At 61.4% G+C, this 25,595-nt stretch carries 22 protein-coding genes; 13 read left to right on the top strand and 9 right to left on the bottom strand.

Going from position 1 to position 25,595, the window contains the following annotated elements; all coding sequences use genetic code 11:
- The first annotated feature begins 35 nt into the window (after positions 1 to 35).
- Together treS and glgB are read left to right on the top strand one after the other, a co-directional pair.
- Positions 36 to 3,368: a maltose alpha-D-glucosyltransferase gene (treS, locus tag FBX99_RS07515; protein WP_145131120.1), complete on the top strand. Its 3,333-nt coding sequence runs from the start codon at positions 36 to 38 to the stop codon at positions 3,366 to 3,368.
- A gap of 11 nt (positions 3,369 to 3,379) precedes the next feature.
- Complete coding sequence (gene glgB / locus FBX99_RS07510; protein ID WP_145131118.1) at positions 3,380 to 5,614, top strand: 1,4-alpha-glucan branching protein GlgB; 2,235 nt, start codon at positions 3,380 to 3,382, stop codon at positions 5,612 to 5,614.
- A 171-nt stretch (positions 5,615 to 5,785) separates the two neighbouring features.
- Here glgB and gudD read toward each other — a convergent pair whose 3' ends face one another.
- Together gudD and FBX99_RS07500 are read right to left on the bottom strand one after the other, a co-directional pair.
- Positions 5,786 to 7,129 carry a glucarate dehydratase gene (gudD, locus tag FBX99_RS07505; protein WP_145131116.1) on the bottom strand — a complete coding sequence of 448 codons (1,344 nt, stop codon included), beginning with the start codon at positions 7,127 to 7,129 and terminating at the stop codon, positions 5,786 to 5,788.
- 28 nt (positions 7,130 to 7,157) lie between these two features.
- Positions 7,158 to 8,504: an MFS transporter gene (locus FBX99_RS07500; RefSeq protein WP_144923527.1), complete on the bottom strand. Its 1,347-nt coding sequence runs from the start codon at positions 8,502 to 8,504 to the stop codon at positions 7,158 to 7,160.
- 338 nt (positions 8,505 to 8,842) lie between these two features.
- Between FBX99_RS07500 and FBX99_RS07495 the strand changes: the two genes are divergently transcribed.
- Positions 8,843 to 9,553: a FadR/GntR family transcriptional regulator gene (locus FBX99_RS07495; protein ID WP_144923524.1), complete on the top strand. Its 711-nt coding sequence runs from the start codon at positions 8,843 to 8,845 to the stop codon at positions 9,551 to 9,553.
- 240 nt (positions 9,554 to 9,793) lie between these two features.
- Here the strand turns inward: FBX99_RS07495 and FBX99_RS07490 are convergent, their stop codons facing one another.
- Genes FBX99_RS07490 through FBX99_RS07480 form a run of 3 tightly spaced genes read right to left on the bottom strand, consistent with a single transcriptional unit; the run spans position 9,794 to position 12,387 of the window.
- Positions 9,794 to 10,975, bottom strand: a complete 1,182-nt coding sequence (locus tag FBX99_RS07490) for an acetyl-CoA C-acetyltransferase (RefSeq protein ID WP_144923521.1) — start codon at positions 10,973 to 10,975, stop codon at positions 9,794 to 9,796.
- A gap of 11 nt (positions 10,976 to 10,986) precedes the next feature.
- The gene (locus tag FBX99_RS07485) at positions 10,987 to 11,652 is read right to left on the bottom strand and encodes a CoA transferase subunit B (RefSeq protein WP_144923519.1); all 666 of its coding nucleotides are present in this window, start codon (positions 11,650 to 11,652) and stop codon (positions 10,987 to 10,989) included.
- Positions 11,653 to 11,688: 36 nt separating this feature from the next.
- Positions 11,689 to 12,387 (bottom strand): CoA transferase subunit A, encoded by a 699-nt coding sequence (locus FBX99_RS07480; RefSeq protein WP_047703666.1) that lies wholly within the window; start codon positions 12,385 to 12,387, stop codon positions 11,689 to 11,691.
- A 168-nt stretch (positions 12,388 to 12,555) separates the two neighbouring features.
- Here FBX99_RS07480 and FBX99_RS07475 point away from each other — a divergent pair, with 168 nt between their 5' ends.
- The 8 genes from FBX99_RS07475 to FBX99_RS07440 all read left to right on the top strand — a co-directional run bounded on the left by FBX99_RS07475 (position 12,556) and on the right by FBX99_RS07440 (position 18,933).
- Entirely contained in the window at positions 12,556 to 13,458 is a 903-nt protein-coding gene (locus FBX99_RS07475) for a LysR family transcriptional regulator (protein WP_144923516.1), read from the top strand.
- A gap of 255 nt (positions 13,459 to 13,713) precedes the next feature.
- Positions 13,714 to 14,223 carry a ferritin-like domain-containing protein gene (locus FBX99_RS07470; RefSeq protein WP_041023644.1) on the top strand — a complete coding sequence of 170 codons (510 nt, stop codon included), beginning with the start codon at positions 13,714 to 13,716 and terminating at the stop codon, positions 14,221 to 14,223.
- Positions 14,224 to 14,279: 56 nt separating this feature from the next.
- A complete protein-coding gene (locus FBX99_RS07465; RefSeq protein WP_144923513.1) occupies positions 14,280 to 14,549 on the top strand; it encodes a hypothetical protein in 270 nt (89 codons plus the stop codon).
- A gap of 10 nt (positions 14,550 to 14,559) precedes the next feature.
- Complete coding sequence (locus FBX99_RS07460) at positions 14,560 to 14,814, top strand: metallothionein (protein WP_256662467.1); 255 nt, start codon at positions 14,560 to 14,562, stop codon at positions 14,812 to 14,814.
- Between the two features lie 430 nt (positions 14,815 to 15,244).
- A complete protein-coding gene (locus tag FBX99_RS07455; RefSeq protein WP_144924323.1) occupies positions 15,245 to 15,622 on the top strand; it encodes a general stress protein in 378 nt (125 codons plus the stop codon).
- 240 nt (positions 15,623 to 15,862) lie between these two features.
- Positions 15,863 to 16,744 (top strand): manganese catalase family protein, encoded by an 882-nt coding sequence (locus FBX99_RS07450; protein ID WP_047703662.1) that lies wholly within the window; start codon positions 15,863 to 15,865, stop codon positions 16,742 to 16,744.
- 81 nt (positions 16,745 to 16,825) lie between these two features.
- The gene (locus tag FBX99_RS07445) at positions 16,826 to 17,755 is read left to right on the top strand and encodes a ZIP family metal transporter (RefSeq protein WP_047703661.1); all 930 of its coding nucleotides are present in this window, start codon (positions 16,826 to 16,828) and stop codon (positions 17,753 to 17,755) included.
- Positions 17,756 to 17,913: 158 nt separating this feature from the next.
- Positions 17,914 to 18,933 carry a hypothetical protein gene (locus FBX99_RS07440; RefSeq protein WP_145131114.1) on the top strand — a complete coding sequence of 340 codons (1,020 nt, stop codon included), beginning with the start codon at positions 17,914 to 17,916 and terminating at the stop codon, positions 18,931 to 18,933.
- A gap of 9 nt (positions 18,934 to 18,942) precedes the next feature.
- Here FBX99_RS07440 and FBX99_RS07435 read toward each other — a convergent pair whose 3' ends face one another.
- Entirely contained in the window at positions 18,943 to 19,137 is a 195-nt protein-coding gene (locus FBX99_RS07435; RefSeq protein ID WP_145131112.1) for a hypothetical protein, read from the bottom strand.
- Positions 19,138 to 19,328: 191 nt separating this feature from the next.
- Between FBX99_RS07435 and glsB the strand changes: the two genes are divergently transcribed.
- Complete coding sequence (glsB, locus tag FBX99_RS07430; protein ID WP_144923504.1) at positions 19,329 to 20,237, top strand: glutaminase B; 909 nt, start codon at positions 19,329 to 19,331, stop codon at positions 20,235 to 20,237.
- Positions 20,238 to 20,291: 54 nt separating this feature from the next.
- On the opposite strand, the gene FBX99_RS07425 is transcribed toward glsB, so the two are convergent.
- Both FBX99_RS07425 and FBX99_RS07420 read right to left on the bottom strand, forming a co-directional pair.
- The gene (locus FBX99_RS07425; RefSeq protein WP_144923501.1) at positions 20,292 to 20,621 is read right to left on the bottom strand and encodes a hypothetical protein; all 330 of its coding nucleotides are present in this window, start codon (positions 20,619 to 20,621) and stop codon (positions 20,292 to 20,294) included.
- 553 nt (positions 20,622 to 21,174) lie between these two features.
- Positions 21,175 to 23,121: a DNA topoisomerase III gene (locus FBX99_RS07420; protein WP_145131110.1), complete on the bottom strand. Its 1,947-nt coding sequence runs from the start codon at positions 23,119 to 23,121 to the stop codon at positions 21,175 to 21,177.
- A gap of 239 nt (positions 23,122 to 23,360) precedes the next feature.
- Between FBX99_RS07420 and FBX99_RS07415 the strand changes: the two genes are divergently transcribed.
- On the top strand, positions 23,361 to 23,768 hold the full coding sequence (locus FBX99_RS07415; RefSeq protein ID WP_144923496.1) for a response regulator: 408 nt from the start codon (positions 23,361 to 23,363) through the stop codon (positions 23,766 to 23,768).
- A 137-nt stretch (positions 23,769 to 23,905) separates the two neighbouring features.
- Here the strand turns inward: FBX99_RS07415 and FBX99_RS07410 are convergent, their stop codons facing one another.
- Positions 23,906 to 25,528 carry an MFS transporter gene (locus FBX99_RS07410; RefSeq protein WP_145131108.1) on the bottom strand — a complete coding sequence of 541 codons (1,623 nt, stop codon included), beginning with the start codon at positions 25,526 to 25,528 and terminating at the stop codon, positions 23,906 to 23,908.
- Positions 25,529 to 25,595 lie beyond the last annotated feature (67 nt).

Here is a 25,595-nt window from a genome sequence, read left to right as displayed (position 1 = left end):
TCCAGAGGCTTTATTGAATTCATCAGGAGTTGCAAATGGCGAAGAAACCGCGGTCAGCCACCTTCATCAAGGACCCGCTCTGGTACAAGGATGCGGTGATCTATCAGGTACACGTCAAATCCTATTTCGACTCCAACAACGACGGTATCGGCGACTTTCCCGGCCTGATCGCCAAGCTCGACTACATTGCCGACCTGGGCGTCAACACTATCTGGCTGCTGCCGTTCTATCCGTCGCCCCGGCGCGACGACGGTTATGACATCGCCGAATACCGGGGCGTCAGTCCCGACTACGGCACCATGGCCGACGCGCGGCGCTTCATCGCCGAAGCCCACAAGCGCAACCTGCGGGTCATCACCGAACTGGTCATCAACCACACCTCCGACCAGCACCCGTGGTTCCAGCGGGCACGCAAGGCCAAGCGCGGTTCGAGTGCGCGGGATTTCTACGTCTGGTCCGACGACGACCACAAGTACGACGGCACCCGGATCATTTTCCTCGACACCGAAAAGTCCAACTGGACCTGGGACCCGGTGGCCGGCCAGTACTTCTGGCACCGGTTCTATTCCCACCAGCCCGACCTCAACTTCGACAACCCGCAAGTCATCAAGGCCGTGCTGTCGGTGATGCGCTACTGGCTGGACATGGGCATCGACGGCCTGCGCCTGGACGCGATTCCTTACCTCATCGAGCGCGATGGCACCAATAACGAAAACTTGCCTGAGACCCACGATGTCCTCAAGCTGATCCGTGCCGAGATCGACGCCAACTACCCCGACCGAATGCTGCTGGCCGAAGCCAACCAATGGCCGGAAGACACTCAACTGTATTTCGGCGATGTCGATGCCCAAGGTCTGAACGGTGACGAATGCCACATGGCGTTCCACTTCCCGCTGATGCCGCGCATGTACATGGCGCTGGCCCAGGAAGACCGCTTTCCCATCACCGACATCCTGCGTCAGACGCCCGAGATCCCGGCCAACTGCCAATGGGCGATTTTCCTGCGCAACCATGATGAGCTGACCCTGGAGATGGTCACCGACAAGGAGCGCGACTACCTGTGGAATTACTACGCGGCCGACCGTCGGGCGCGCATCAACTTAGGGATTCGTCGACGCCTGGCGCCGCTGGTGGAGCGTGACCGTCGTCGGGTGGAACTGCTCAACAGTCTGCTGCTGTCGATGCCCGGTACGCCGACGTTGTACTACGGTGACGAAATCGGCATGGGCGACAACATTTACCTGGGGGACCGCGATGGGGTGCGCACGCCGATGCAGTGGTCCATCGACCGCAACGGCGGTTTTTCCCGGGCCGACCCGGCCAGCCTGGTGCTGCCACCGATCATGGACCCGCAGTACGGCTACCAGTCGGTCAACGTCGAGACCCAGGCTGGCGACCCCCATTCGCTGCTCAACTGGACGCGGCGGATGCTGGCGGTGCGCAAGCAGTCCAAGGCCTTCGGCCGCGGTACCCTGAAAATGCTGTCGCCGAGCAACCGGCGGATCCTGGCCTATACCCGTGAATACACCGGGCCGGATGGCAAGCATGAAATCATTCTCTGTGTGGCCAACGTGTCCCGCAGTGCCCAGGCCGCCGAGCTGGACCTGTCGACTTACGCGGGCATGGTGCCGGTGGAGATGCTGGGGGGCAATGCCTTCCCGCCCATCGGCCAATTGAATTTCCTCCTGACCCTGGCGCCTTATGGCTTCTATTGGTTCGCCCTGGCGGCGGAAAACCAGATGCCGAGCTGGCACGTGGAGCCGGCCCAGAGCCTGCCGGACTTCACCACCCTGGTCTTGAAAAAACGCCTGGAAGAATTGCTCGAAGCGCCATCGCGCACCACCCTGGAGCAAACCATCCTGCCGAGCTGGCTGCAGAACCGGCGCTGGTTCGCTGGCAAGGACAGCGCCATCGAGAAGGTCGATATCGTTTATGGCGTGCGCTTCGGCGATCCGCAGCATCCGGTGCTGCTCAGCGAAATCGACGTCACCAGTGGTGGCCAGATGCTGCGTTATCAACTGCCCTTCGGTCTGCTGGCCGAGGATCAGGTCGGCGCGGCGCTACCGCAACAACTGGCGCTGTCCCGGGTCCGCCGGGTGCGCCAGGTGGGGTTGATCACCGATGCGTTCAGCCTGGAAAGCTTCATCCGGGCCGTGCTGAACAGTATGCAGGCGGCCACCGTGCTGCCGTACGCCGATGGCGAGTTGCGGTTCGAACCCACCGAGGGGCTGGCGGCGTTGAACCTGGGTGCCGAGCCGGAGGTGCGTTACCTGTCCGCTGAGCAGTCCAACAGTTCGGTGGTGGTGGGCGGCAGCCTGGTGCTCAAGCTGATCCGCAAGGTCGCTTCCGGCGTGCACCCGGAACTGGAAATGAGCGCCTACCTGACTGCCGCGGGCTTCAGCAATATCTCGCCGCTGCTGGGTTCGGTGATCCGCCGCGATGCCGAGGGCGAGGATGCGCTGCTGATGATCGCCCAAGGCTACCTGAGCAACCAGGGCGACGCCTGGGAATGGACTCAGAACAACCTTGAGCGAGCTTTGCGTGATGAGCTGGCCGATGCAGTGTCCGAGCAGGAACAGCACTACAACGCCTTGGGCGAACTGAAGGATTTCGCCGGCATGCTCGGTCAGCGCCTGGGCGAAATGCATCAGGTGCTGGCCCAGGCCACCGACGACCCGGACTTCACGCCGCAGAAAACCACCGCCAAGGACGCCCAGGCCATCGGCCGGGACGTGGCTGCCCAGGTGGAAAATGCTTTGCGTCTGCTCAAGCAACACCAGAGCCAATTGAACCCGGCGGACCAAGCCATGGTCGCACGCTTGCTGGAGCAGAAAAAAACCATCCTGGCACACGTCCAGGAATTGGCCGGCAAGGCCGTCGGTGGCTTGCGCATCCGGGTTCATGGCGATTTGCATCTGGGGCAAGTGCTGGTGATCAAGGGCGACGCCTATCTGATCGACTTCGAGGGCGAACCGGCGCGGCCGTTGCATGAACGTCGGGGCAAGCACAGCCCGTACAAGGATGTCAGCGGTGTGCTGCGCTCCTTCGATTACGCGGCGGCCATGGCGATTCACTTGCACACCGTCGACAGCACGGCCGACGCCGATGCGGCGCGGCAACGGGTCGCAGATCGTTATTTGGCCGAGGCACGCCAGGCATTTGTCCAGGCATATCGACTGGCGGCAGCTAATCTTGCCCATGAGTGGAAGGATGCTGAAGGCGAAGACGCCGCGCTGGCGTTGTTCGGCCTGGAGAAGGCGGCCTATGAAGTGGCCTATGAAGCCGAGAATCGCCCTGCCTGGCTGCCCGTGCCGTTGCACGGGCTGTACGGGTTATTGAGTGGGCTTGAACCCTTTTCCGATTTTTAGTGGAGAGCATCATGAGCGTCTCGAACAAGGAACCACAGGGACAGGCCAAAGAGTCTTTGCTGCCGTCCCCTCGTGATATCGACGCGCTGGTGCGTGCCGAGCATCACGATCCGTTTTCCATTCTGGGCCCCCACGGCGACGGCGCCGGCGGGCAGTTCATCCGGGCGTACCTGCCCGGTGCGCTGAGCGTCCACGTGCTCGCCCGTGACAGCGGCGAGGAGTTGGGTGAGCTGCATCTGGGCGACACGCCGGGTCTGTTTGTCGGCCATTTCGAGCATGCCCAGCCTTATCTGCTGCGCACCCGTTGGGCCGGTGGCGAGCAGGTGGCCGAAGACCCCTACAGTTTCGGGCCGTTGCTGGGGGAAATGGATCTTTACCTGTTTGCCGAAGGTAATCATCGCGATCTCAGTTCCTGCCTGGGGGCGCAGCTGACCACCGTCGATGGTGTCGATGGCGTGCGGTTCGCCGTCTGGGCGCCGAATGCCCGACGGGTGTCGGTGGTCGGTGACTTCAACGTCTGGGACGGACGCCGGCACCCGATGCGCATCCGTTATCCATCGGGCGTATGGGAGCTGTTTATTCCGCGTTTGGGGGCGGGAGAAGCCTACAAGTATGAAATCCTCGGCGCCCACGGCATCCTGCCGCTCAAGGCCGACCCGGTGGCGCTGGCCAGCCAGATGCCCCCGGACACCGCGTCGAAAGTCGCCTCACCGCTGAACATCGAATGGCAGGACGGTGAATGGATGCAGCACCGTCGCGAACGCCAGGTCCCCAGTGCACCGTTGTCGATCTACGAACTGCACGCCGGTTCCTGGCAATGCGAAATCGACGAGGCTGGGGAAGTGGCCCGGCAATACAACTGGCATGAACTGGCCGAGCGGCTGATTCCCTACGTCAAGGAGTTGGGCTTCACCCACATCGAACTGATGCCGATCATGGAGCACCCGTTCGGCGGCTCGTGGGGTTACCAGCCATTGTCCCAGTTCGCGCCGACGGCGCGCTTCGGCTCGCCGGACGATTTTGCCGCCTTCGTCAACGCCTGTCACCAGGCCGACCTCGGCGTGATCCTCGACTGGGTACCGGCGCATTTTCCCACCGACACCCATGGCCTGGCCCAGTTTGACGGCACGGCGCTGTATGAGTACGGCAACCCGCTGGAAGGCTTCCACCAGGACTGGGACACCCTGATCTATAACCTGGGACGCACCGAGGTCCACGGCTTCATGCTGGCTTCGGCCTTGCATTGGTTGAAGCATTTCCATGTCGACGGCCTGCGTGTGGATGCCGTGGCGTCGATGTTGTATCGCGACTATTCGCGCAAGGCCGGGGAGTGGGTGCCCAACTGTCACGGTGGACGCGAGAACCTGGAGGCCATCGATTTCCTCCGGCACCTCAACGATGTGGTCGCCCTGGAAGCCCCAGGGGCACTGGTCATCGCCGAGGAGTCCACCGCCTGGCCTGGCGTCAGCCAGAGCACGCAACAGGGCGGCCTGGGCTTCGCCTACAAGTGGAACATGGGCTGGATGCACGATTCGCTGCATTACATCCAGCAGGATCCGGTGTATCGCGCCCATCATCACAACGAACTGAGCTTTGGCCTGGTGTATGCCTGGTCCGAGCGGTTCGTCCTGCCGATTTCCCATGACGAAGTGGTCCATGGCAAACGCTCGCTGATCGACAAGATGCCCGGCGACCGCTGGCAGAAATTCGCCAACCTGCGCGCCTACCTCAGTTTCATGTGGGGTCATCCGGGCAAGAAGCTGTTGTTCATGGGCTGCGAGTTCGGCCAATGGCGCGAGTGGAACCATGACCAGCAATTGGATTGGTACCTGACGCAATACGCCGAGCACCGTGGGGTGCAGAAGCTGGTGAGCGATTTGAACCGGCTCTATCGCGAGGAGCCCGCGCTGCACGATCAGGATGACGCGCCCCAAGGGTTCCAGTGGTTGATCGGCGACGATGCACTGAACAGCGTCTACGCCTGGTTGCGCTGGAGCAAGGAGGGGCGGCCGGTACTGGTGGTGGCCAACTTCACACCGGTGCCACGCGAGGCCTATCGGGTCGGCGTGCCTTTCGCCGGGCGTTGGGTGGAGTTGCTCAACAGCGATGCCGACACCTATGCCGGCTCCAACTACGGCAACGGCGGCGGCGCCTCCACCGAGGCCGTGCCCAGCCATGGGCAGGCCCTGTCCCTTGAACTCAACCTGCCGCCGTTGGCAGTGTTGATCTTGCGGCCGGAGGGGTAGCCTCCGGCGTGATCCGTTAAGTTTGCCCTAGCCAAATGTGGGAGCGGGCTTGCTCGCGAAGGGGGCTGACAGTCAGCAAAGATGTCGACTGTCAGACCGCTTTCGCGAGCAAGCCCGCTCCCACACTGTATAAGGCTTGGTAAACAGGTCTTCCTGGGGATCACAGGAAGATCAACGCACCAGACACGGCTGCTTGTTATTGAACGTCCAGCCTGGAATCAGATACTGCATCGCCACCGCATCGTCCCGCGCGCCCAGCCCCATGCCTTTGTACAGCTCATGGGCTTTGGCAAGTTGATCCATGTCCAGCTCGATCCCCAGCCCCGGCTTCTTCGGCACCGGCACGCAGCCGCCCTGGATCTGCAAGGGCGCCTTGGTCAGTCGTTGACCGTCCTGCCAGATCCAGTGAGTGTCGATGGCCGTGATATCACCCGGTGCGGCCGCTGCCACGTGGGTGAACATCGCCAGGGAAATATCGAAGTGATTGTTGGAGTGCGAGCCCCAGGTCAAGCCCCACTCATTGCACATCTGCGCCACCCGCACCGAACCCTGCATGGTCCAGAAGTGCGGATCGGCCAAGGGAATGTCCACTGACTGCAAGGTGATCGCGTGGCCCATCTCGCGCCAGTCGGTGGCAATCATGTTGGTGGCGGTTTTCAGGCCGGTGGCACGGCGAAACTCCGCCATGACCTCGCGGCCCGAATAACCGTTCTCGGCGCCGCAAGGGTCTTCGGCATAGGCCAGTACCCGGTGCTGGTCACGGCACAGGCGGATGGCTTCCTTGAGCGACCAGGCGCCGTTCGGGTCCAGGGTGATGCGCGCCTGGGGAAAGCGTTCGGCCAAAGCGGTGACCGCTTCGATCTCTTCGTCGCCCTTGAGTACGCCACCCTTGAGCTTGAAGTCCTGGAAGCCGTAGCGCGCATGTGCGGCTTCGGCCAGGCGCACCACGGCGGCGGCGTCCAGGGCTTTGTCGTGGCGTACGCGGAACCAGTCATTGTCGGCATCCGGCTCGCTGCGATAGGGCAGGTCGGTCTGCTGGCGATCACCAACATAAAAGAGATACCCCAGCATCTTCACTTCATCGCGCTGCTGGCCTTCGCCGAGCAGGGCTGCGACCGGTACGTCCAGGTGCTGGCCGAGCAGGTCCAGCAAGGCCGCTTCCAGGCCGGTGACCGCATGGATGGTGATGCGCAGGTCGAAGGTCTGCAGGCCACGGCCACCGGCATCGCGGTCGGCGAACGCCTGGCGCACGCTGTTGAGGATCTTCTGATAGGTGCCGATGGGGTTGCCGACCACCAGCGCCCGGGCGTCCTCGAGAGTCTGGCGAATGCGCTCGCCACCGGGCACTTCGCCGACACCGGTGCGGCCGGCGTTGTCCTTGAGAATGACCACGTTGCGGGTGAAGAATGGGCCATGGGCGCCGCTGAGGTTCAGCAGCATGCCGTCATGGCCGGCCACGGGCACGATCTGCATGCTGGTGATGATCGGGGCTTTACTGGCTTCTTGTGAATTCATTGTACTTATCCTTGAACGAGTCGAATGATCAGACGTGGCTGGCCGTCGGATTGGCTGGTGTCGCTGCGGCTTTGGGCTTGGGCACATTGCGCGCGGCAAAGACGATGATCGCGGCAATGATGGACGTGCCCGCCAAGCCGTAGAGGCCGCCCTGGATCGAGCCGGTGTGCTGCTCCAGCAGGCCGAACGTCGTCGGGGCGACGAACCCGCCGAGGTTGCCCACCGAGTTGATCAGCGCGATGACGCCGGCCGCCACCCGAGCATCCAGGTACGCCTGGGGGATCGGCCAGAACAGCGACGATGCCGACTTGAAACCCAGGGCCGCGAAGCAGATGGCGACGAAAGCGAAAATCGGCCCGCCGACGGTGGACATGAACATCCCTGCCGCCGCAATCAGCAGCGCAGCCGCCACCCAGGCTTGCTGGAACTTCCATTTGGCCGACATCGAGGCGAAGGCGTACATGCCGACGATCGACAACAGCCAGGGAATCGAGTTGAACATCCCGACCTGGAAGTCACTGAGGTCGCCCATCTTCTTGATGATGCTCGGCAGCCAGAACGTGGCGGCGTAGATCGTCAGCTGAATGAAGAAGTAGATCAGGCAGAACAGGATGATCTGGCGATCCTTGAGCAACTGGCCGATGGACAACTTGACGGGGGTGGCCGCTTCGCGGGCCCGTTGTTCGTCATCGATGGTTTTTACCAGTGCATCCTGTTCTTCACGGTTAAGCCACTTGGCGTCGTGGGGCTTGGAGTCCAGCCAGAACCAGACGAAGACGCACAGACCGACAGAGAACATCCCTTCGATGAAGTACATCCATTGCCAGCCGTGCATGCCCAGGCCGTTGATCTGCAGCAGCAACCCGGACAATGGGCCGGAGATCAGCGAAGCAATGGCCGAGCCGCTAAGGAAGATGGCGATGGCTTTGCCACGCTCGACGGCTGGGAGCCAGCGGGTGAAGTAATAGATCACGCCGGGAAAGAAACCGGCCTCGGCCACACCCAGCAGAAAGCGCAGGATGTAGAAGTGGGTTTCGTTCTGGATGAAGGCCATGCCAGCGGCCACCAGGCCCCAGGTGAGCATGATGCGGGTCAGCCAGATACGTGCGCCGATTCTTTGCAGCAGGATGTTGGAAGGGACTTCGAACAGCGCGTAACCGATGAAGAACAGGCCGGCACCGAAGCCATAGGCCGCCGCACCGATGCCCAGGTCGTGCTCCATATGGGCACGCACGAAGCCGATGTTCACACGGTCGATGTAGTTGACGATAAACATGATGACGAACAGCGGCAGAATGTGGCGCTTGACCTTGGATATGGCCGACAACAGCACCGGATCCGCGTCGGCATTCGCCTTGAGGCTGGATGTGTTCACTGGTTTTTCTCCCACTCATTGTTTTTATGCGGGGCATCGAGCAGGCGTCGATGTTGATAGACATCATACAACTTGATTTTTTTCGATGACAAGCTGTTTTTGATGAGATTTGGAAAGTGTGGTGAGGCTGCTTATGCCGTATTTATTGGTTTGTGTGGCTTTTTTGAGTCATTTCGCCGTGTGGCTGGTTGCCATAAAGGAAGTCTGTCAACTGAGTGGATAGTCAGGGAGAGATTGATATTCGGTGTGTTGTCATACAAGTTAAGCTTCGTCATGGTGAACACGCTCAAGCCCGTGGGTGGTAGGATCAGTCAGCCTGTATTCGAGGAACCCCGGCGATGCAAGACACCGACGCGCCCCAGCGCAAACGTACCCACAACCTGGCCCACGATCTGGTGGCGAAGCTCAGCCAGAGCATCCTGTTGGGACAGTTGAAACCGGGGCAGAAGCTGCCTTCCGAAGGCGCCATCGTGCTCGAGCATGGCGTCAGCCGCACGGTGGTACGCGAGGCCATTTCCAAGTTGCAGGCTTCGGGGCTAGTGGAGACGCGCCATGGCATCGGCACCTTCGTGCTGGAGCAAACCGGCGAGCCGGGGTTACGCCTCAATGTCGATACCGCGGCAGGGGTGCGCGGCATCCTGGAGCTGCGCCTGGGCCTGGAAACCCAGGCGGCTGCCCTGGCGGCCCAACGTCGCAGCGAACAGCACTTGCAGCAGATGCGCCAGGCGCTGGATGACTACCAGCGGTTGCTCAGCAACAACGACAGTTGCGTCGAGGCCGACCGGCGTTTCCACCTGCTTATCGCCGAGGCCACGGCCAACACCTGTTTTGTCGAAGTCATGCAGCACCTGGGCAGCGCGATGATCCCCAGGACCCGGGTGAACGTGGCCGAAAGGGGTCAGGTTGATCTGGGGAAGCTGGCACAGTTGGCCAACCTCGAACACGAGGCCATCTTCAATGCCATCAAACGCCAGGACTCCGACGCCGCCCGCGCCGCCATGTGGCTGCATTTGACCAACAGCCGTGACCGGTTTGGCGCGGGGGCCTGATCGGCCGCTATCGCGAGCAGGCTCGCTCCCACAAGGGATTTGCACCGGTCACAGAATGCGTGCTCACTGAAGACTCATTGTGGGAGCGAGCCTGCTCGCGATAGCGTCATCACAGCCAACATCACCCCGACAGTCAGCAGGCAAAAAAAAACCGGCGCAACCGAGGTTGTGCCGGTGGTGTTGCCGGTGGCTGTGCGGATATTCGTGGGTCCGCTCAGCCGCCGTTGAGCCCGTTGCCGATTACGGCCGTTCCAGGGCCAGGGCCACGCCCTGGCCGCCGCCGATGCACAATGTTGCAAGGCCTTTCCTGGCATCGCGCTTGATCATCTCATGCAACAACGACACCAGTACCCGGCAACCCGACGCGCCGATCGGGTGGCCCAGGGCAATGGCGCCGCCATTGACGTTGACCTTGTCCATGTCCCACTTCAGCTCCCTGGCCACCGCCAGCGACTGGGCGGCAAAGGCTTCGTTGGCTTCGATCAGGTCCAGTTGCTCCAGGGACCAGCCGGCTTTGTCCAGGCAGCGGCGGGTGGCCGAGACCGGGCCGATGCCCATGATGGCCGGGTCGACGCCGGCGTTGGCGTAGGCACTGATTTTCGCCAGTACCGGCAAGCCCAGGGCCTTGGCCTTTTCAGCGCTCATCAGCAGCACCGCCGCCGCACCGTCGTTGAGCGACGAAGCGTTGCCCGCGGTGACACTGCCGTCCTTCTTGAAGGCGGGCTTGAGTTTGCCCAGGGATTCGGCGGTGGTGCCGGCCCGTGGTTGCTCGTCGGTGGCAAAAGTCAGCGGATCGCCCTTGCGCTGGGGAATCTGGATCGGCGTGATCTCATCGGCGAAACGGCCACCTTCAATCGCGGCCACGGCCTTCTGCTGGGACGCGGCGGCGAAGGCATCCTGTTCTTCGCGACTGATGCCGTACTTGTCCACCAGGTTCTCGGCAGTGATGCCCATGTGGTAATCGTTGAAAGCATCCCACAAGCCATCGGTGATCATGCTGTCGATCATCTGCGCGTGGCCCATGCGCAGGCCCGTGCGGGCGGCGGGCAGCACGTAGGGGGCCAGGCTCATGTTCTCCATGCCGCCGGCGATGATGACGTCGGCATCCCCACAGCGGATGGCCTGGGCACCGAGATGCAGCGCCTTGAGGCCGGAGCCGCAGACCTTGTTCAGGGTCATCGCCGGCACGGCGTGGGGCAGCCCGGCCAGGATCGACGCCTGGCGCGCCGGGTTCTGCCCGGAGCCTGCGGTCAGTACCTGGCCAAGAATCACTTCATCGACCTGCTCGCCGGAAATCCCGGTCTGCTCCAGCAGGCGGCGGATCACCGCTGCGCCGAGTTCCGGTGCAGCAATGGAAGCCAGCGAACCCTGGAAGCTGCCGATGGCGGTACGGGTGGCGGCGACAATCACGACTTCTTGCATCGAATCTCTCCTCACTGGGCAGCGAACTGCATTTCAGGCACATGGTCCGGCACGATCAATTTGCCGGCGGTCTTGGCGACGATTTCCTCGACGCTGACACCCGGGGCCCGTTCTTTCAGGATGAAGGCGCCGTCCTGGATTTCCAGGTAGGCCAGGTCGGTCAGAACGCGCTTGATACAACCGGCACCGGTCAGCGGCAGGCTGCAACGGGGCAGCAGTTTCGATTCGCCATCCTTGGACGCGTGGGTCATGGTCACAATGATGTTCTCGGCGCCGGCCACCAGGTCCATCGCACCGCCCATGCCCTTGACCAGCTTGCCGGGGATCATCCACGAGGCAATGTTGCCTTCGACATCCACCTCGAACGCGCCGAGCACGGTCAGGTCGATGTGACCGCCGCGGATCATGGCGAACGATTCGGCTGAAGAAAAGATCGATGCGCCGATGCGCGCGGTGACGGTCTGCTTGCCGGCATTGATCATGTCGGCGTCGACTTCGTCCTCGGTGGGGAACGCGCCCATACCGAGCAAGCCGTTTTCCGATTGCAGCATGACTTCCATGCCTTCGGGAATGTAGTTGGCAACCAGGGTGGGGATGCCGATACCCAGGTTCACGTAATAGCCGTCCTGCATTTCGCGGGCGACGCGTTGAGCCATTTGTTCGCGGGAAAGTGCCATGTTGTTATTCCTTCATTCGGGCCGAGGGGCAGGGGATCACTTGCGCACGGTGCGCTGTTCGATGCGCTTCTCGAACGTGCCACAGATGATCCGGTCGACGTAGATGCCTGGGGTATGGATCTGCGTCGGGTCCAGTTCGCCGGGTTCGACGATCTCTTCGACTTCGACCACGGTGATCTTGCCTGCCGTGGCGGCCAGCGGATTGAAGTTCTGCGCGGTGTGGCGATAGACCACGTTGCCGAAATGGTCGGCTTTCCAGCCTTTGACAATGGCGAAGTCGCCGGTGATGGATTCTTCCATCAGGTACTGGCGGCCGTGGAATTCACGCACTTCCTTGCCTTCGGCCACCGGGGTACCGACGCCGGTGGCCGTGAAGAATGCGGGGATACCAGCACCGCCGGCACGCATTTTTTCCGCGAGGGTGCCCTGGGGGGTGAGTTGGACTTCGATTTCGCCGCTCAACAATTGCTGCTCGAAGAGGGCGTTCTCGCCCACATAGGAGGCAATCACCTTGCGGATCTGCCGGTCTTCCAGGAGCACACCGAGGCCGAAGCCGTCGACGCCGCAGTTGTTGGACACGACGGTGAGGTCGCGGATGCCCTTGCGCTTGATCTCGGCGATCAGGTTTTCCGGAATGCCGCACAGGCCGAAGCCACCGGCGATGACGGTCATGCCATCCTTCAAGCCCGCCAGCGCTTCTTCATAGGAACTCACGCGTTTGTCGAAACCTGCCATAGACACCTCTTTTATTCTTGATGGGGTCGCAATGGAATGCAGTGTTGCGCCAAGTCATATATTTGTTAAGTTGATTTTTAGATTGGATTAATTGATAAAGCTCAATAATCGCCGCCGGTTACTTGCGGCTCGAAACTTACGGCTTGCCGCTGGAGCGAAGCGACCCCCATGACCCTCAAGCAGATCCGTGCCTTTCTTGCCGTGGCCCAGAGCCTGAGTTTCGCCGTGGCCTGCGAGCGACTGCATCTGTCGCAGTCGGCCCTGAGCCTGACCATCAAGGCCCTGGAAGAGGGTCTGGGTGGGCGCCTGTTCAGCCGCAACACCCGCAACGTGGCACTGACGCCCGAGGGTGAATCCCTGTTGCCCCTGGCCCGGCGGCTGATTGCCGACTGGGACAACGCCGAGGATGAGATGCGCCAGCGCTTCACCTTGCAACGCGGACGGGTGACCCTGGCGGCGATGCCGTCGTTTGCCGGCAACCTGCTGCCACCGATCCTCAAGACCTTCCGCGCCCGCTATCCGAATGTCAACGTTACAGTCAACGATGTGATCAACGAACAGGTGCTGGAGATGGTGCGTGACCGTCACGTCGAACTGGGCGTTGCGTTCGAGCCGCTGCAGGGTTCGTCCCTGGCGTTCACGCCGTTGTACCTGGATCGCTTCGTCGCGGTGGTGCCGCTGGATTCGCCGTTGGCCCAACGCAATGAAATCCAGTGGCAGACATTGTTGGAACAGCCATTCATCACCCTGCAAAGGCCCTCTACCGTGCGGGTGATGCTGGAGGAGCATCTCCAGGTCCGGGGCATGAAGCTGCCAGTGGAGTTCGAAAGCCATCAGTTGGCGACGGTCGGACGCATGGTCGCCAGCGGCCTGGGGGTGAGCGCGGTGCCGGCGCTGTGCATCGGGCAGATGCATGAGCTGGGGGCCCGTTGCATCACCTTGCGCGATCCGGTGGTGGAGCGCGCCATCGGCGTGCTGACCAAACCGGGACACGAACTCTCGGCGGCGGCGCAGGCGCTGTTCGATACCCTCAAGGATCAGGGCTTGGGTGCTCGATTGGGCATGCACTGAGCCCAAGACCTGTGGGAGCGGGCTTGCTCGCGAATGCTATTTGTCAGTGATATCAATGTCGACGGATAACCGCTTTCGCGAGCAAGCCGCTCCCACAGGAAGTGGTGGTGGACTCACGCCTGTCGTAACACCTTTCGTCGTCCCGCATCGCGGTTCCTTCAAACTTTCCCACTGCCTGGAACATCCACTTTTATGTGCGGTATTTCAGAATCGTCGCGCTGCGGTGCAGTCTCGACCACGGAAAAGGAGAAGGAAATGGCAACGCCTAAAGAGAACCTGCTGGATTGGCTCAACGACGCCCATGCCATGGAGCAGCAAGCGGAAAAAATGCTCAAGGCCCAGGCCGAGCGGCTGAAGCATTACCCGGTGCTCAAGGCCCGCATCGAAGAGCATCTGCAGGAAACCCTCGGGCAACAGAAGCTGGTGGAGGAATGCATCCAGCGCCTGGGCGGGAGCACGTCGATGATCAAGGACATGGCCGGCAAGCTCATGGCTTTCGGCCAGGCGGTGGGTGGCATGACCATGAGCGATGAAGTGGTCAAGGGCGCGATGAGTGGCTACGTATTCGAGAACCTGGAAATCGCTTCCTACACCGTGCTGATCGCGGCGGCGAAAGCGGCCGGCGACGTCGATACCCAGCGGGCCTGCGAACAGATCCTGCCACAGGAGATCGCCATGGCCGACTGGCTGCGCGACCACTTGCCGGAGATCACCCAGGCGTTCCTGGAACGCTCCGACAATCCCCATACCGAAGCCAAGCGCTGAACGTGAAGGGCGGCCGATCCAGGGCCGGCCGTTCGCCCGGCGCATAGAGGAGGTGTATGAATCAGACCAGTGGTGAGGTACGCGCCATCAACCGACAGAGCGCAATGGTGGGTGTGTATGTGGCGCAGGATGACGGCCATACCGTGCTCGAACTGCGTTCTGCCAACGATATCGACGTCGGTGACGTCATGGAATGGAGCAGCGGCACGGCCCTTGGCATCCAGTCCTACCGCAACCTGACCAAAGGCTGGGACGCCGAGGTGTATGTGGTCAAGCACGGTATCGCGGCAGCCAATCTGGAGGTCCAGTTGCTGGTGGGCTCCTAGGAGAAGAAGCATGAGCGAGTCGAAGATGAAATGCGGTTGCCCCGATTGCCAATGCGAGGTGGATCCGCAGCGGATGTTCAACCACGACGGCGAGGCGTATTGCAGCCAGGCCTGCGCGGAGCAGCATCCCAACGGCGAACCCTGTCCGGCCCCCGATTGCCATTGCGAGCGCAGCGGCAAGGTCGGGGAGCGGGACGTGACCAATAAACAACTGGACGACGCGCTGGAGGAAACCTTTCCGGCCAGTGACCCGATTTCCCCTTGATTAACGGCACGTCTTTATCCGGACAGCGGCGACAGGGTGTCCGGACGCCGCAAGCCGGACAGTGCGGTGGTGCAGGATAACGCCGGCAGCCCGCGAGTTTTGGCTTCCTGGAACGGCGCGAGGCATGGGTGACGAGACCGGTGCAGTGGGGTGCCGGCGCCATCCGGCCTTTGGCGGACGGCGTGGAAAGACACGCACTGTTATTAAATGCCGGGGCTATATATGAGGTCCGTCGACAGCTTTGCGCTTATTTGAATAAATTTATCGGCTGGCGCTTGTTCGATAGGGTTTGATTGTACTTTCCAATGAACTTTGAAGTGCTGACCGTTCGTCGCTGACTGCCGAACGTTGTTCAAACCTTATCGCCCCCGGGTTCTCCGAATACTACGAGCCGAGAGGTTCGCTAACAGTAACTGACGAGGTGAATGAAATGGCTAATACAGGCAATAACAACCCTGGCAATTTCGCTAACGATCGTGAGAAGGCATCGGAAGCCGGGAAAAAAGGCGGGCAAGCGTCCGGGGGCAATTTTGCCAACAATCCTGAACGCGCTTCGGAAGCCGGCCGCAAAGGTGGCCAGGCGTCCGGCGGCAATTTCGCCAATGACCCTCAACGCGCAGCAGAGGCTGGGCGCAAGGGCGGGCAAGCGTCTGGTGGCAATTTTGCCAACGACCCCGAACGTGCTTCGGAAGCCGGCCGCAAAGGTGGCCAGGCATCGGGTGGCAATTTCGCCAACGACCGGGAAAAAGCTTCGGAAGCCGGCAAGAAGGGTGGCGAAAGCAGCCACGGCGGCGGCCGTAAGTCGTAATACGCCATGACAGGCAGGCCCTTGGCGCCAAGCCGGGGCCTGCACTGTTGAAATATAAAAAACAGCTCGTGGGCCATTGCCCGCTTATTCAATGATTGAAGGTTGGAAGGTTGCGTATTTACCGCCTGTCTTCATTATTGGATAAAAAGTAAATTTAATTCCCTTTATATATTCAGACTCTTGTCAGTCTGCCGTTTATCGGTAGGCCCATAAGTTGTGCCTGATCGAGGAGTTCAAACCATGTTTCTACATAACAAGCGACTGCAGTACACCGTGCGTGTGGCAGAGCCGAATCCAGGTCTTGCCAACCTGCTGCTGGAACAGTTCGGTGGGGCCCAGGGGGAGCTGGCGGCGGCATCCCGTTATTTCACCCAGGCGCTGGCCGAGGATGATCCGGGCCGCAAGGATCTGCTCATGGATATCGCTACTGAAGAGCTCAGCCACCTGGAGATCATCGGTTCGATCATCGTGATGCTGAACAAGGGCGCAAAAGGCCAGATGGCCGAAGGGGTGGAAAAGGAAGGGCAGTTGTACCGGGACATCAACGGTGCCGGCAACGATTCCCATATCACCAGCCTTCTGTATGGTGCCGGTTCACCGCTGACCAACTCCGCGGGTGTACCTTGGACCGCTGCCTATATCGACACCATTGGCGAGCCGACCGCAGACATGCGCTCCAACATCGCCGCCGAGGCCCGGGCGAAAATCGTCTATGAACGGCTGATGAACGTCACTGACGATCCGGGCGTAAAAGAGGCGCTGGGTTTCCTGATGACCCGGGAAATCGCTCACCAGATGTCTTTTGAAAAAGCCTTGCATTCCATCCAGCCCAATTTCCCTCAGGGTAAATTGCCGGGCATGCCGGAGTTCACCAATGTGTATTTCAACATGTCCCAGGGCGAGCCGGCTGTACGCGGCCCATGGAACCAGGGCGACGATTGGGAGTTCGTCGAAGACCCCACACCGGCGGTGGATGGCGGCGATGGCCTGGCCAGCGTACAACTGAGTAAAAAAGACGAAGCCCTGCTGATGGACATGAAGGCGCGGACGATGTCCAACCCCGAGAGCGATCCCACCACAGGTGCCGACTTGGGTTCGGGGATGCAAGGTGACAAACTGTAGGAAAGCGGCGAGGGAGCCGGGCTCCCTCGCTTCCTCGCTGAACCTTCCATTGGCCCTGACTAAAGCCTGTAAGGATATTTGATGGACCAGCCGACTTCCCGGATCCGATCGCCCTGGCGTACCTGGCTGGATCCCCTGCAAGGCAACCTGCTGCTGGGTGCGAGCTTCTGGCTCGGGCTGGCGGCGGTCGCCGTGCTGTTGCTCTACAGCGGCTATAACGCATTGGTGGGCGCCGACCCTCGCCATCTGGGCTATGCGGTGCTGGGCGGGACCTCCGGGTTTGCCGCCACAGCCTTGGGGGCAATCATGGCCGTGGTGTTGCGGGACATCTCCTCGCGCACCCAGGACATCATGTTGGGCTTCGCCGCCGGCATGATGTTGGCGGCCAGTTCTTTTTCGCTGATATTGCCGGGTATCGAAGCCGCCCAGGTGATTTGCGGCAATCAGTTGCTCGCCGCGTTTGTCGTGGTGCTCGGCCTGGGGTTGGGCGTTGCGCTGATGATCGGTCTCGACCGGTTTATTCCCCATGAACATGAATTGAGCGGACGGCGCGGACCCCAAGCCGAGCGTATCAATCGCGTCTGGTTGTTCGTGCTCGCGATTACCTTGCACAACCTGCCGGAAGGCATGGCCATCGGCGTCAGTTTTGCCGACGGAGATTTCAAGGTCGGCCTGCCTCTCACCACGGCGATCGCCATTCAGGACATTCCCGAAGGACTCGCCATTGCCATGGCATTGCGAGTCACCGGCATCAGCACCCTGCGTGCCGCATTGATCGCAGTCGGTTCAGGGTTGATGGAGCCGCTGGGTGCGGTGATCGGCCTGGGCATGTCGTCGGGCGTGGCCGTGGCCTACCCCATCAGCCTGGGCCTGGCGGCCGGAGCGATGATTTTCGTGGTGTCCCACGAGGTGATTCCCGAAACCCACCGCAACGGCCATGAAACCCCGGCCACCCTGGGCTTGATGATGGGGTTCGCGGTGATGATGTTTCTCGATACAGCGCTGGGCTGAGGTTAGCTTGCTGACTGCACCGCCGCCATCGCGAGCAGGCTCGCTCCCACAGGTTTTTGTGAGAGCGACCCTGCTCGCGAGAGCGGTGGGTCAGCTTGGTTGTTTCCTGCCACCTATACTCAATGCCATGGATGAGATGAATCCGGAGTGGCGCGATCGTGCTGCGTTCGCTGATGCTGGCCGTGTTGATCGCTCTGGCGGGGTGCGCCACGACAGAGCGCGGCCGGTCGGCGAATGCGGTGACGGTCTCTCAGGACACCTGGCGGCAGGTCGACCAGCAGATCATCGCTGCGTCCAAAAGCGCTGTCGGGCAAGCCGAAGTCTATGCCCGAGGGTCGATGGAGCATTGGCGGGGGCTGGTGTACGAACGGACCGAGGCTGAATTCATCCCGTGGTTCAGCAGCTATTGGACCCAGGAATGGATGGCGGTGAAGGTCAGTTGGTATGCCGCCAGTGCCAAGGGCGAAGCGGATTCTGCTTCCAACCGCCTGGCGCTCTATCTTCAAGAGCAATACCGCGAGCAGGTGCTGGAACCGGTGGCCGTGGAGATCGATCCCGAAGCCATCAGGGCCGCCGCGACCAGCTATTACGTGCGCCTGCTCGATCAGCAGGTGCGGGTGATCGCACAGCGGCAGCAAATTCCGAATGAACTGATGAACCGGCGTCTGCACGGCATTCCCGCGATCAATCTGGGCCCGCCGGCGGCGCGCAATGCTTCGTTGTATGAGATGGTCCACACTGAGCCGCTGAATACCCTGCCGGCCTACGCCGCGTTGATTGACCACATCAACAAAGCCGCCACCACGGGGGCGGGCCCGTCGGATGCGGTGATCGCCACGGTGGCGCAACGCACCAGCGAGAAAATCGAAGCCCAATTCGCCACTCGAGGCGCGGCCGGAGCGGCTGCAGCCGTGGCCGGAAAGGCCGCGGGGGCATTGATTTCGGTGGGTGTGGCAGGCGTTCGGGCGATCATCCACGAAGGCGAGCGGCCGGAAATGGAAGCGCAGATTCGCAAAAGCCTGAGTGCCGCCTTCGATGAGGCGTGGTTCAAGTCGCTCAAGCATCCCCTGAGCGGAGTGCTGGCACCGGTGTATTACCTGGACGAAGAAATCGAAGGCAACCTGGTGGAGGCGCAGCTGGCGAATCGGGCAGTGGCGTTGCCGGATATCAAGCCGTGACGGGCGGGCTCATCCCGCACCGAGCGTGACGCGACAACCCTTGCGGTGGCGGATCTGTTCGTCCGAAGGGCGTTCCCTGACGAACTCGAAGCGTGGCTCGCCTTCGCTGTAGATCACCAGCCAGCCCCATTCCAGCTCGCTCTCGTGCTGCCCCGGCTTGGGCGGCGATGCCCACCAGGGTTCTTTTTGCATGATCTGACGCATCGTGTCCTCCTGCGGGCTCATCCTTTGAACTATAGACCGTTGGATTTTCGCGCAAGCATCGCACAACGCTCACGAAGCGCTCGGGCCTCGCCACAGGAGCTTGTTTGAGGCTCAGTGTGCTCTGATCCCGCCTACCAGCGTCTAGGGTCTGTATCCCCGCACTCGAACGGGGAATGACTGGACCCCCGCACATGCAAGCACTGTTGAACGAGATCCTCGATGCGGTTCGCCCCCTGATCGGTCAGGGCAAGGTGGCCAACTACATTCCGGCCCTGGGCAGCGTGCCTGGCAATCAGTTGGGCATTGCCGTGTATGGCAACGATGGCGAGCTGTATTGCGCAGGTGACGCCGAAACGCCGTTTTCAGTACAGAGTATTTCCAAAGTATTCAGCCTGGTGCAGGCCATCGAGCATTCCGGCGAAGCCATCTGGGAGCGCCTGGGCCATGAGCCGTCCGGCCAGCCCTTCAACTCCCTGGTGCAACTGGAGTTCGAGCGCGGTCGCCCACGCAACCCGTTCATCAATGCCGGTGCCTTGGTGATCTGCGATATCAACCAGTCGCGTTTCGCCGCCCCGGCGTTGTCGATGCGTGATTTCGTGCGACGCCTGTCGGGCAATCCCCAAGTGATGGTGGATGGCAAGGTCGCTGAGTCGGAGTACCAGCACCGCGCCCGGAACGCGGCGATGGCTTACCTGATGCAATCGTTCGGTAATTTCCATAACGACGTGGAAGCGGTGTTGCGCAGTTATTTCAGTCACTGTGCGCTGCGAATGAGCTGCATCGACCTGGCCCGGGCATTCTGCTTCCTGGCCAACGACGGCTTCTGCAAGCACAGCGGCGAACAGATCCTGAGCGCCCGCCAGACCCAGCAGGTCAACTCCATCATGGCGACCAGCGGGCTTTACGACGAGGCCGGCAATTTTGCCTATCGCGTTGGCCTGCCAGGCAAGAGCGGTGTGGGCGGCGGAATTGTCGCTGTGGTGCCGGGGCGCTTCACGGTGTGTGTCTGGTCGCCGGAGCTCAACGCCGCCGGCAACTCCCTGGCCGGCATGGCGGCGCTGGAGTTGCTCAGCCAGCGGATTGGCTGGTCGGTGTTCTGATAAAAGCAAAGGGCCCGTCCTTGTTCAGGAACGGGCCCTTTGTCTTGAGTGCACTCAGCAGAAGCGGTCGATGACCCGGACTTCAGAGGTGGTTTGCATCGACTGCCAGGCGTGGGTCAGCGTCTGCAGCACACTACCGATGAAGTCTTTGTCGGCCGCAGCCTTTTTGCCCACGTAGCCTTGGCCGCGACGGTACATCTTCAGTCGGGCGCACAGGTCTTGCTGGTTCCGTTCGAACTCGTCTTCGTGGGTGTAGGGCGACAGGCAGTCCATATGGACCTGGCCTGTCTTGCTGATCCACAGGATATGGCTGTCGAGTGTGTCCTTGTGTGCTGCGAACATGCGAGCCAGTTCATCAATAGATGGTTGATTGTTCAGATTCATGTGTAAGCCCCTTGACCATTTGGTTGATCTGTCTGGTGGTTCGCAAAGATTTCGCTTCTCGGTAAGTGCCTGCCTGCTACCGAAACCAGGCCGTCAGCGTTCGTCCGTCAGACTTCGACGGGGTCGTGCATCGGTTGTGTAGTGCTATCGAAGGGCTGCTACGCAAATGCGCTACAACGAAGAGAAACAGCGAAGAACCTTAAGGCAGTGTCAACTTTCGAGGGTCGACCACGCGCGTCATGAGGACCTTCGCCGACGTTTCTCGTCCTTGTTACCGGACGGTCATGCCAGGTCAGCACCTTCAATCTGCCTTGTGGGCAGTCCCTTATCCAAAAAACAGCTCGGCGGTCAGACGAGCTTGCTCAAACGGTTACCTGTACTCCCGATCGGGGAGACGTCTGCATCATGCAAGGGCAAATCGACGTCGTCAACGGTTTTGTAGTGATTATTTTTGGTCACTACATATTGTCGGACAAAATGTTTTGGGTATGAGAAATCTCGGCGCGAGTGACTCGGTCTGTCAGAACAGGAGGCCCATGGGTATTGGCTTTGCTCAGGTTGTCTTGGCTTTTGTCGCTTTGCGCGGCGCGCCGGCAGCCTTGCGCTTGGCCGGCTTGCGTTTGTTTTTCCACGGGGTTGCGCCACGTCCGGCGGGGCCGGCCGTGCCGTTGATGGTCAGGCTCATGCCCTGGCAGCGGGCGATGTGCTTACTCATCCAGGCGGCTTGTCGAGTGACGAATTCCTCCAGGCTCATCTCACCGCTTTGCACCATGTCCAGCGCCTGCTCCCAGATCGCGGTGGTGCCCGGGTCGGCGATGGCGCGGGGAACGGCGTCGATCAGGCTGAAGGCCGCCGGGGTGGCGGACAAGGCCTTGCCGTTTTTCACCAGGTAGCCGCGATCGAGCAAGCCCTGGATGATCGACGCCCGGGTCGCTTCGGTGCCGATGCCGGTGGTGTCCTTGAGCTTCTGCTTGAGCAGTGGATCTTCCACCAGTCTGGCGACGTTCTTCATTGCCTTGATCAGGTCGCCTTCGGTGAACGGCTTGGGAGGCTGGGTCCACAGGTCCTTGAGTGTCACGTCGTCCACGCCACACTCGTGACCTTCGGCCAGTGCCGGCAAGGTTTGCGGTTGCACGGCTTCCCGGCCCTTGGCCGGAGCCAAGGCTTCGGGCAAGGCGCGTTTCCAGCCGGGCTCGACAATCTGTTTGCCCACGGCCCGCAGCGCCTGGCCGGCGCAGTCGAAGTCGGCCTGGGTCCGGTCGTATTCATGGTTGGGCAGGAACTGCGCCAGGTAGCGTGCGCGAATCAGTGTGTAGACCGCCCGTTGTTTGCCGGCGAGCTTGTCGAGGTTCTTCGCCGCGGCGGTGGGGATGATGCCGTGGTGGGCGCTGACCTTGGCGTCGTTCCAGGCCCGGGACTTGCGTTGCGGTTGCAGGTGTTCACGTAGCGGTGCGAGGCCCGGATCGGCCTGGGCAAGGGCAGCCAGGATGGCGGGGGCTTCGCTGTGCTGGCTCAAGGGCAGGTAGCCGCAATCGCTGCGGGGATAGGTGATGACTTTGTAGGTTTCGTAGAGCGACTGGGCGATGTCCAGGGTTTCCTGGGCGCCGAGGCCGAGCTTCTTCGAGCAGATTTCCTGCAGGGTGCCGAGGTCGAAGGGCAACGGCGCTGCTTCGCGCAGGCGCTCGGTGCGCACTTTGGTCACCGAGGCGGTATCGGTGTTGCCCATGGCCTGGGCGGCATCGCGCGCCAGGGCCTGGTTCAGGCAGCGCTCCTGGTCGTCGCAGGCGTCCGGATCGGCGCGCCACTGGGCGGTGAAGACGGTGCCGTCGTGGCGCAGTTGCACATCGATGGCCCAGTAGGCGACCGGCACGAAGTCGGTGATGCTGCGGTCACGGTCCACCACCAGCCGCAGGGTGGGTGTCTGCACCCGGCCTACCGGCAGCACGCCCTGGTAACCGGACTGACGCCCCAGCAAGGTGAACAGGCGACTCATGTTCATGCCGATCAACCAGTCGGCCCGGGAGCGACCCAGGGCCGAGTGATACAGGTTGAAGGTTTCGGCGCCCGGCTTGAGGGCGGCCAGGGCCTTGCGGATCGAGGCTTCGTCGAGGGCCGACAGCCATAGCCGCTGGATCGGCCCGCGATAGCGGCAGTGCTCCACCAGTTCCCGGGCGATCATTTCGCCTTCCCGGTCGGCGTCGGTGGCGATCACCAGTTCCTTCGCTTCCCCCAGCAGGCGCTTGACCGCCTTGTACTGGCCGGCGGTTTTTGGCTTGACGGTCATTTTCCATTGCGCCGGCACGATGGGCAGGTCGGCCAGTACCCAGCGCTTGTAGCGGGCATCGTAGGCATCGGGCGGGGCGGTCTCCAGCAGATGGCCGATGCACCAGGTCACCGTGACGTTCGCGCCCAGCCAGCAGCCGTCGCCGCGCCGCGTGGCGCCGAGCACGGCGGCGATGTCCTTGGCCTGGGACGGTTTCTCACACAGGTACAACCGCATAACGCCCTTTCCCTGACAGGTTTCATGGGGCGACAGCATGGTCAGGGATTGGCTTGGGGGCAAGCTTTATCTGTATGGATATACAGATAAAGCGTTGCGCTGCGTTGCAACGGAGTGTCTGGAATGACGTTCGGCGGCCGGTTTGTACTCGGAATGAATTTCTCGCAAGGGCGTCGCTCATAACTTGCAGAGCGGCTGAAACCGCGAAACCAATTGCCGGGATCAAGGAGAGTCACTTTATGAGTTCGATGCCGAAGGGCGACGGACAGGCCACCACGCGTCTGATTCTCGTTGTTGAGGATGACCCGACGATTCTGGAATTCCTGTGTGAAATCCTGGAAGACGAAGGGTTTGTCGTGGAGCCTCGGGAAAGCGCCGATTCGGCGCTGACATTCCTCGAGCAGAATGCGGATTTTGTCGATCTGTTGCTGACCGATATCACCATGCCGGGTAACCTGGATGGTGCGGATCTGGCGAACCTGACCGGGGATCGCTGGCCGCAGATACCGCTGCTGATCATGTCCGGCTACGAAACGCCGGAAAGCGCCGGGATCAAGCACCACGCGTCGTTCATCGCCAAGCCCTGGGCGTTGGGGCAAATGTTGGATCTGGTGGAAAGTACGGTCAAAAGCCATCAGGTGCACTGATGGCTTGGTCTGGAACCAGACCTTGTGGCGAGGGAGCTTGCTCCCGCTCGGTTGCGTAGCAACCGTCAAAACGGGACTGCTTCGCAGTCCAGCGGGGATAAATCCCTCGCCACAGATGTTGCTGAAGCAGCCGTTTCTCAGTTCTTGTCCAGGTCCACGTTCCTGGTTTCCCGCAGGCAGAGCATGCCCACCACCAGGCTCACACCGGTGATCACCACCGGGTACCACAGCCCATAGAGAATATCCCCGGTATAGACCACCAGGGCGAACGACACGGTGGGCAGGAAGCCGCCGAACCAGCCGTTGCCGATGTGATAGGGCAGGGACATGGAGGTGTAGCGGATGCGGGTCGGGAACAGTTCGACCATCAGTGCCGCCAGCGGGCCGTAGCACATCGCCGAGATGATGATCAGCGCCACGATCAAGGCGACGATCATCGGTCGGTTGATCTGCTGGGTATCGGCCTTTTGCGGGTAGCCCGCCAGGGTCGTTGCGCCGCGCAGGGCGGCTTCGTCATACCCCTCGATCTTCACATCACCGACGTTGACCTGCACCGGGCTGCCCGCCGGTGCCGCGACGCTGCTGTAGGGCAGCCCTTGCTTGACCAGGAACGTCTTGACCTTGTCGCATGGGCTGTCGAAGCGCGCCTTGCCCACCGGGTCGAACTGGAAGGTGCAGGTGGCCGGATCAGCGATCACGCTGATCGGTGCCTGGCGACTTGCCTGGTCGATGGCCGGGTTGGCGTAGTGGGCCAGGGTCTTGAAGATCGGGAAATACAACGCCGTCGCCAGCAGCAGGCCGATCATCAGCACCGGTTTGCGCCCGACCTTGTCCGACAGCCAGCCAAAGAAGATGAAGAACGGTGCGCCGATCACTACGCTGACGATCAGCAGACTGTTGGCAAGGGCCGGGTCCATCTTCAGGAACTGGGTGAGAAAAAACAGTACATAGAATTGTGCGGCATAGAAGGTCACCGCTTGCCCGGCATTGATGCTGAACAGTGCGATCAGCACGACCTTGAGGTTTTCCCATTTACCGAACGATTCACGGATCGGTGCCTTGCAGCACTTGCCTTCTTCTTTCATTTTCACGAAGGCCGGTGATTCATGCAGGCTCATGCGGATCCAGGTGGAGATGCCCAACAGCAGGATCGACAGCAGGAACGGAATGCGCCAGCCCCAGACTTCGAACTGATCCCCCGTGAAGTAGCGACAGCCCAGTATCACCAACAGCGAGAGCAGCAATCCGAGGGTGGCGGTGGACTGAATCCAGCTGGTGTGGAAGCCGCGCTTGCCAATGGGCGCGTGTTCGGCGACGTAAGTCGCTGCGCCGCCGTATTCACCGCCCAAGGCCAGGCCCTGGAGCATGCGCAGCGCGACCAGGATGATCGGCGCGGCGATGCCGATACTGGCGTAGTTGGGCAGCAGGCCGACGCAGAATGTCGCCAGGCCCATGAGGATGATGGTTGCCAGGAAGGTGTATTTGCGCCCGATCATGTCCCCCAGCCGCCCGAACACCAATGCGCCGAATGGTCGCACGACGAAACCGGCGGCGAACGCCATCAGGGCGAAGATGAACGCCGTGGTGTCGTTGACGCCGGCGAAGAACTGTTTGCTGATCACCGCCGCCAGGGCGCCATAGAGAAAAAAGTCGTACCACTCGAACACCGTCCCCAGGGACGAGGCGAAGATGACTTTCTGGGTTTCCCGGCTGGCGCCGACGCTGTGCGTGACTTCCAGGGGTTGAACATGCTCGGACATAGCGGTATCCCTCACAGTGATTGTTTTTGTTGTTCCACTGTCGACGCCGGGTGGGCGTCTCCTGCTT

It is taken from the genome of Pseudomonas sp. SJZ074 (genome assembly GCF_007828215.1).
Lineage (GTDB): Bacteria > Pseudomonadota > Gammaproteobacteria > Pseudomonadales > Pseudomonadaceae > Aquipseudomonas.
Note: the sequence above shows the minus strand (reverse complement) of the source record. Positions and strands in the feature narration are given on the sequence as shown.

Bases quoted from the DNA above. Each gene is read 5' to 3' on its own strand.
- FBX99_RS07470 (WP_041023644.1), top strand. From the start codon at position 13,714: ATGGCAACGCCTAAAGAGAACCTGCTGGATTGGCTCAACGACGCCCAT.
- gudD (WP_145131116.1), bottom strand. From the start codon at position 7,129: ATGAATTCACAAGAAGCCAGTAAAGCCCCGATCATCACCAGCATGCAG.
- FBX99_RS07465 (WP_144923513.1), top strand. From the start codon at position 14,280: ATGAATCAGACCAGTGGTGAGGTACGCGCCATCAACCGACAGAGCGCA.
- glsB (WP_144923504.1), top strand. From the start codon at position 19,329: ATGCAAGCACTGTTGAACGAGATCCTCGATGCGGTTCGCCCCCTGATC.
- FBX99_RS07490 (WP_144923521.1), bottom strand. From the start codon at position 10,975: ATGCAAGAAGTCGTGATTGTCGCCGCCACCCGTACCGCCATCGGCAGC.
- FBX99_RS07450 (WP_047703662.1), top strand. From the start codon at position 15,863: ATGTTTCTACATAACAAGCGACTGCAGTACACCGTGCGTGTGGCAGAG.
- FBX99_RS07415 (WP_144923496.1), top strand. From the start codon at position 23,361: ATGAGTTCGATGCCGAAGGGCGACGGACAGGCCACCACGCGTCTGATT.
- treS (WP_145131120.1), top strand. From the start codon at position 36: ATGGCGAAGAAACCGCGGTCAGCCACCTTCATCAAGGACCCGCTCTGG.
- FBX99_RS07420 (WP_145131110.1), bottom strand. From the start codon at position 23,121: ATGCGGTTGTACCTGTGTGAGAAACCGTCCCAGGCCAAGGACATCGCC.
- FBX99_RS07435 (WP_145131112.1), bottom strand. From the start codon at position 19,137: ATGCGTCAGATCATGCAAAAAGAACCCTGGTGGGCATCGCCGCCCAAG.
- FBX99_RS07425 (WP_144923501.1), bottom strand. From the start codon at position 20,621: ATGAATCTGAACAATCAACCATCTATTGATGAACTGGCTCGCATGTTC.
- FBX99_RS07475 (WP_144923516.1), top strand. From the start codon at position 12,556: ATGACCCTCAAGCAGATCCGTGCCTTTCTTGCCGTGGCCCAGAGCCTG.
- glgB (WP_145131118.1), top strand. From the start codon at position 3,380: ATGAGCGTCTCGAACAAGGAACCACAGGGACAGGCCAAAGAGTCTTTG.
- FBX99_RS07485 (WP_144923519.1), bottom strand. From the start codon at position 11,652: ATGGCACTTTCCCGCGAACAAATGGCTCAACGCGTCGCCCGCGAAATG.
- FBX99_RS07480 (WP_047703666.1), bottom strand. From the start codon at position 12,387: ATGGCAGGTTTCGACAAACGCGTGAGTTCCTATGAAGAAGCGCTGGCG.
- FBX99_RS07455 (WP_144924323.1), top strand. From the start codon at position 15,245: ATGGCTAATACAGGCAATAACAACCCTGGCAATTTCGCTAACGATCGT.
- FBX99_RS07460 (WP_256662467.1), top strand. From the start codon at position 14,560: ATGAGCGAGTCGAAGATGAAATGCGGTTGCCCCGATTGCCAATGCGAG.
- FBX99_RS07495 (WP_144923524.1), top strand. From the start codon at position 8,843: ATGCAAGACACCGACGCGCCCCAGCGCAAACGTACCCACAACCTGGCC.
- FBX99_RS07445 (WP_047703661.1), top strand. From the start codon at position 16,826: ATGGACCAGCCGACTTCCCGGATCCGATCGCCCTGGCGTACCTGGCTG.
- FBX99_RS07410 (WP_145131108.1), bottom strand. From the start codon at position 25,528: ATGTCCGAGCATGTTCAACCCCTGGAAGTCACGCACAGCGTCGGCGCC.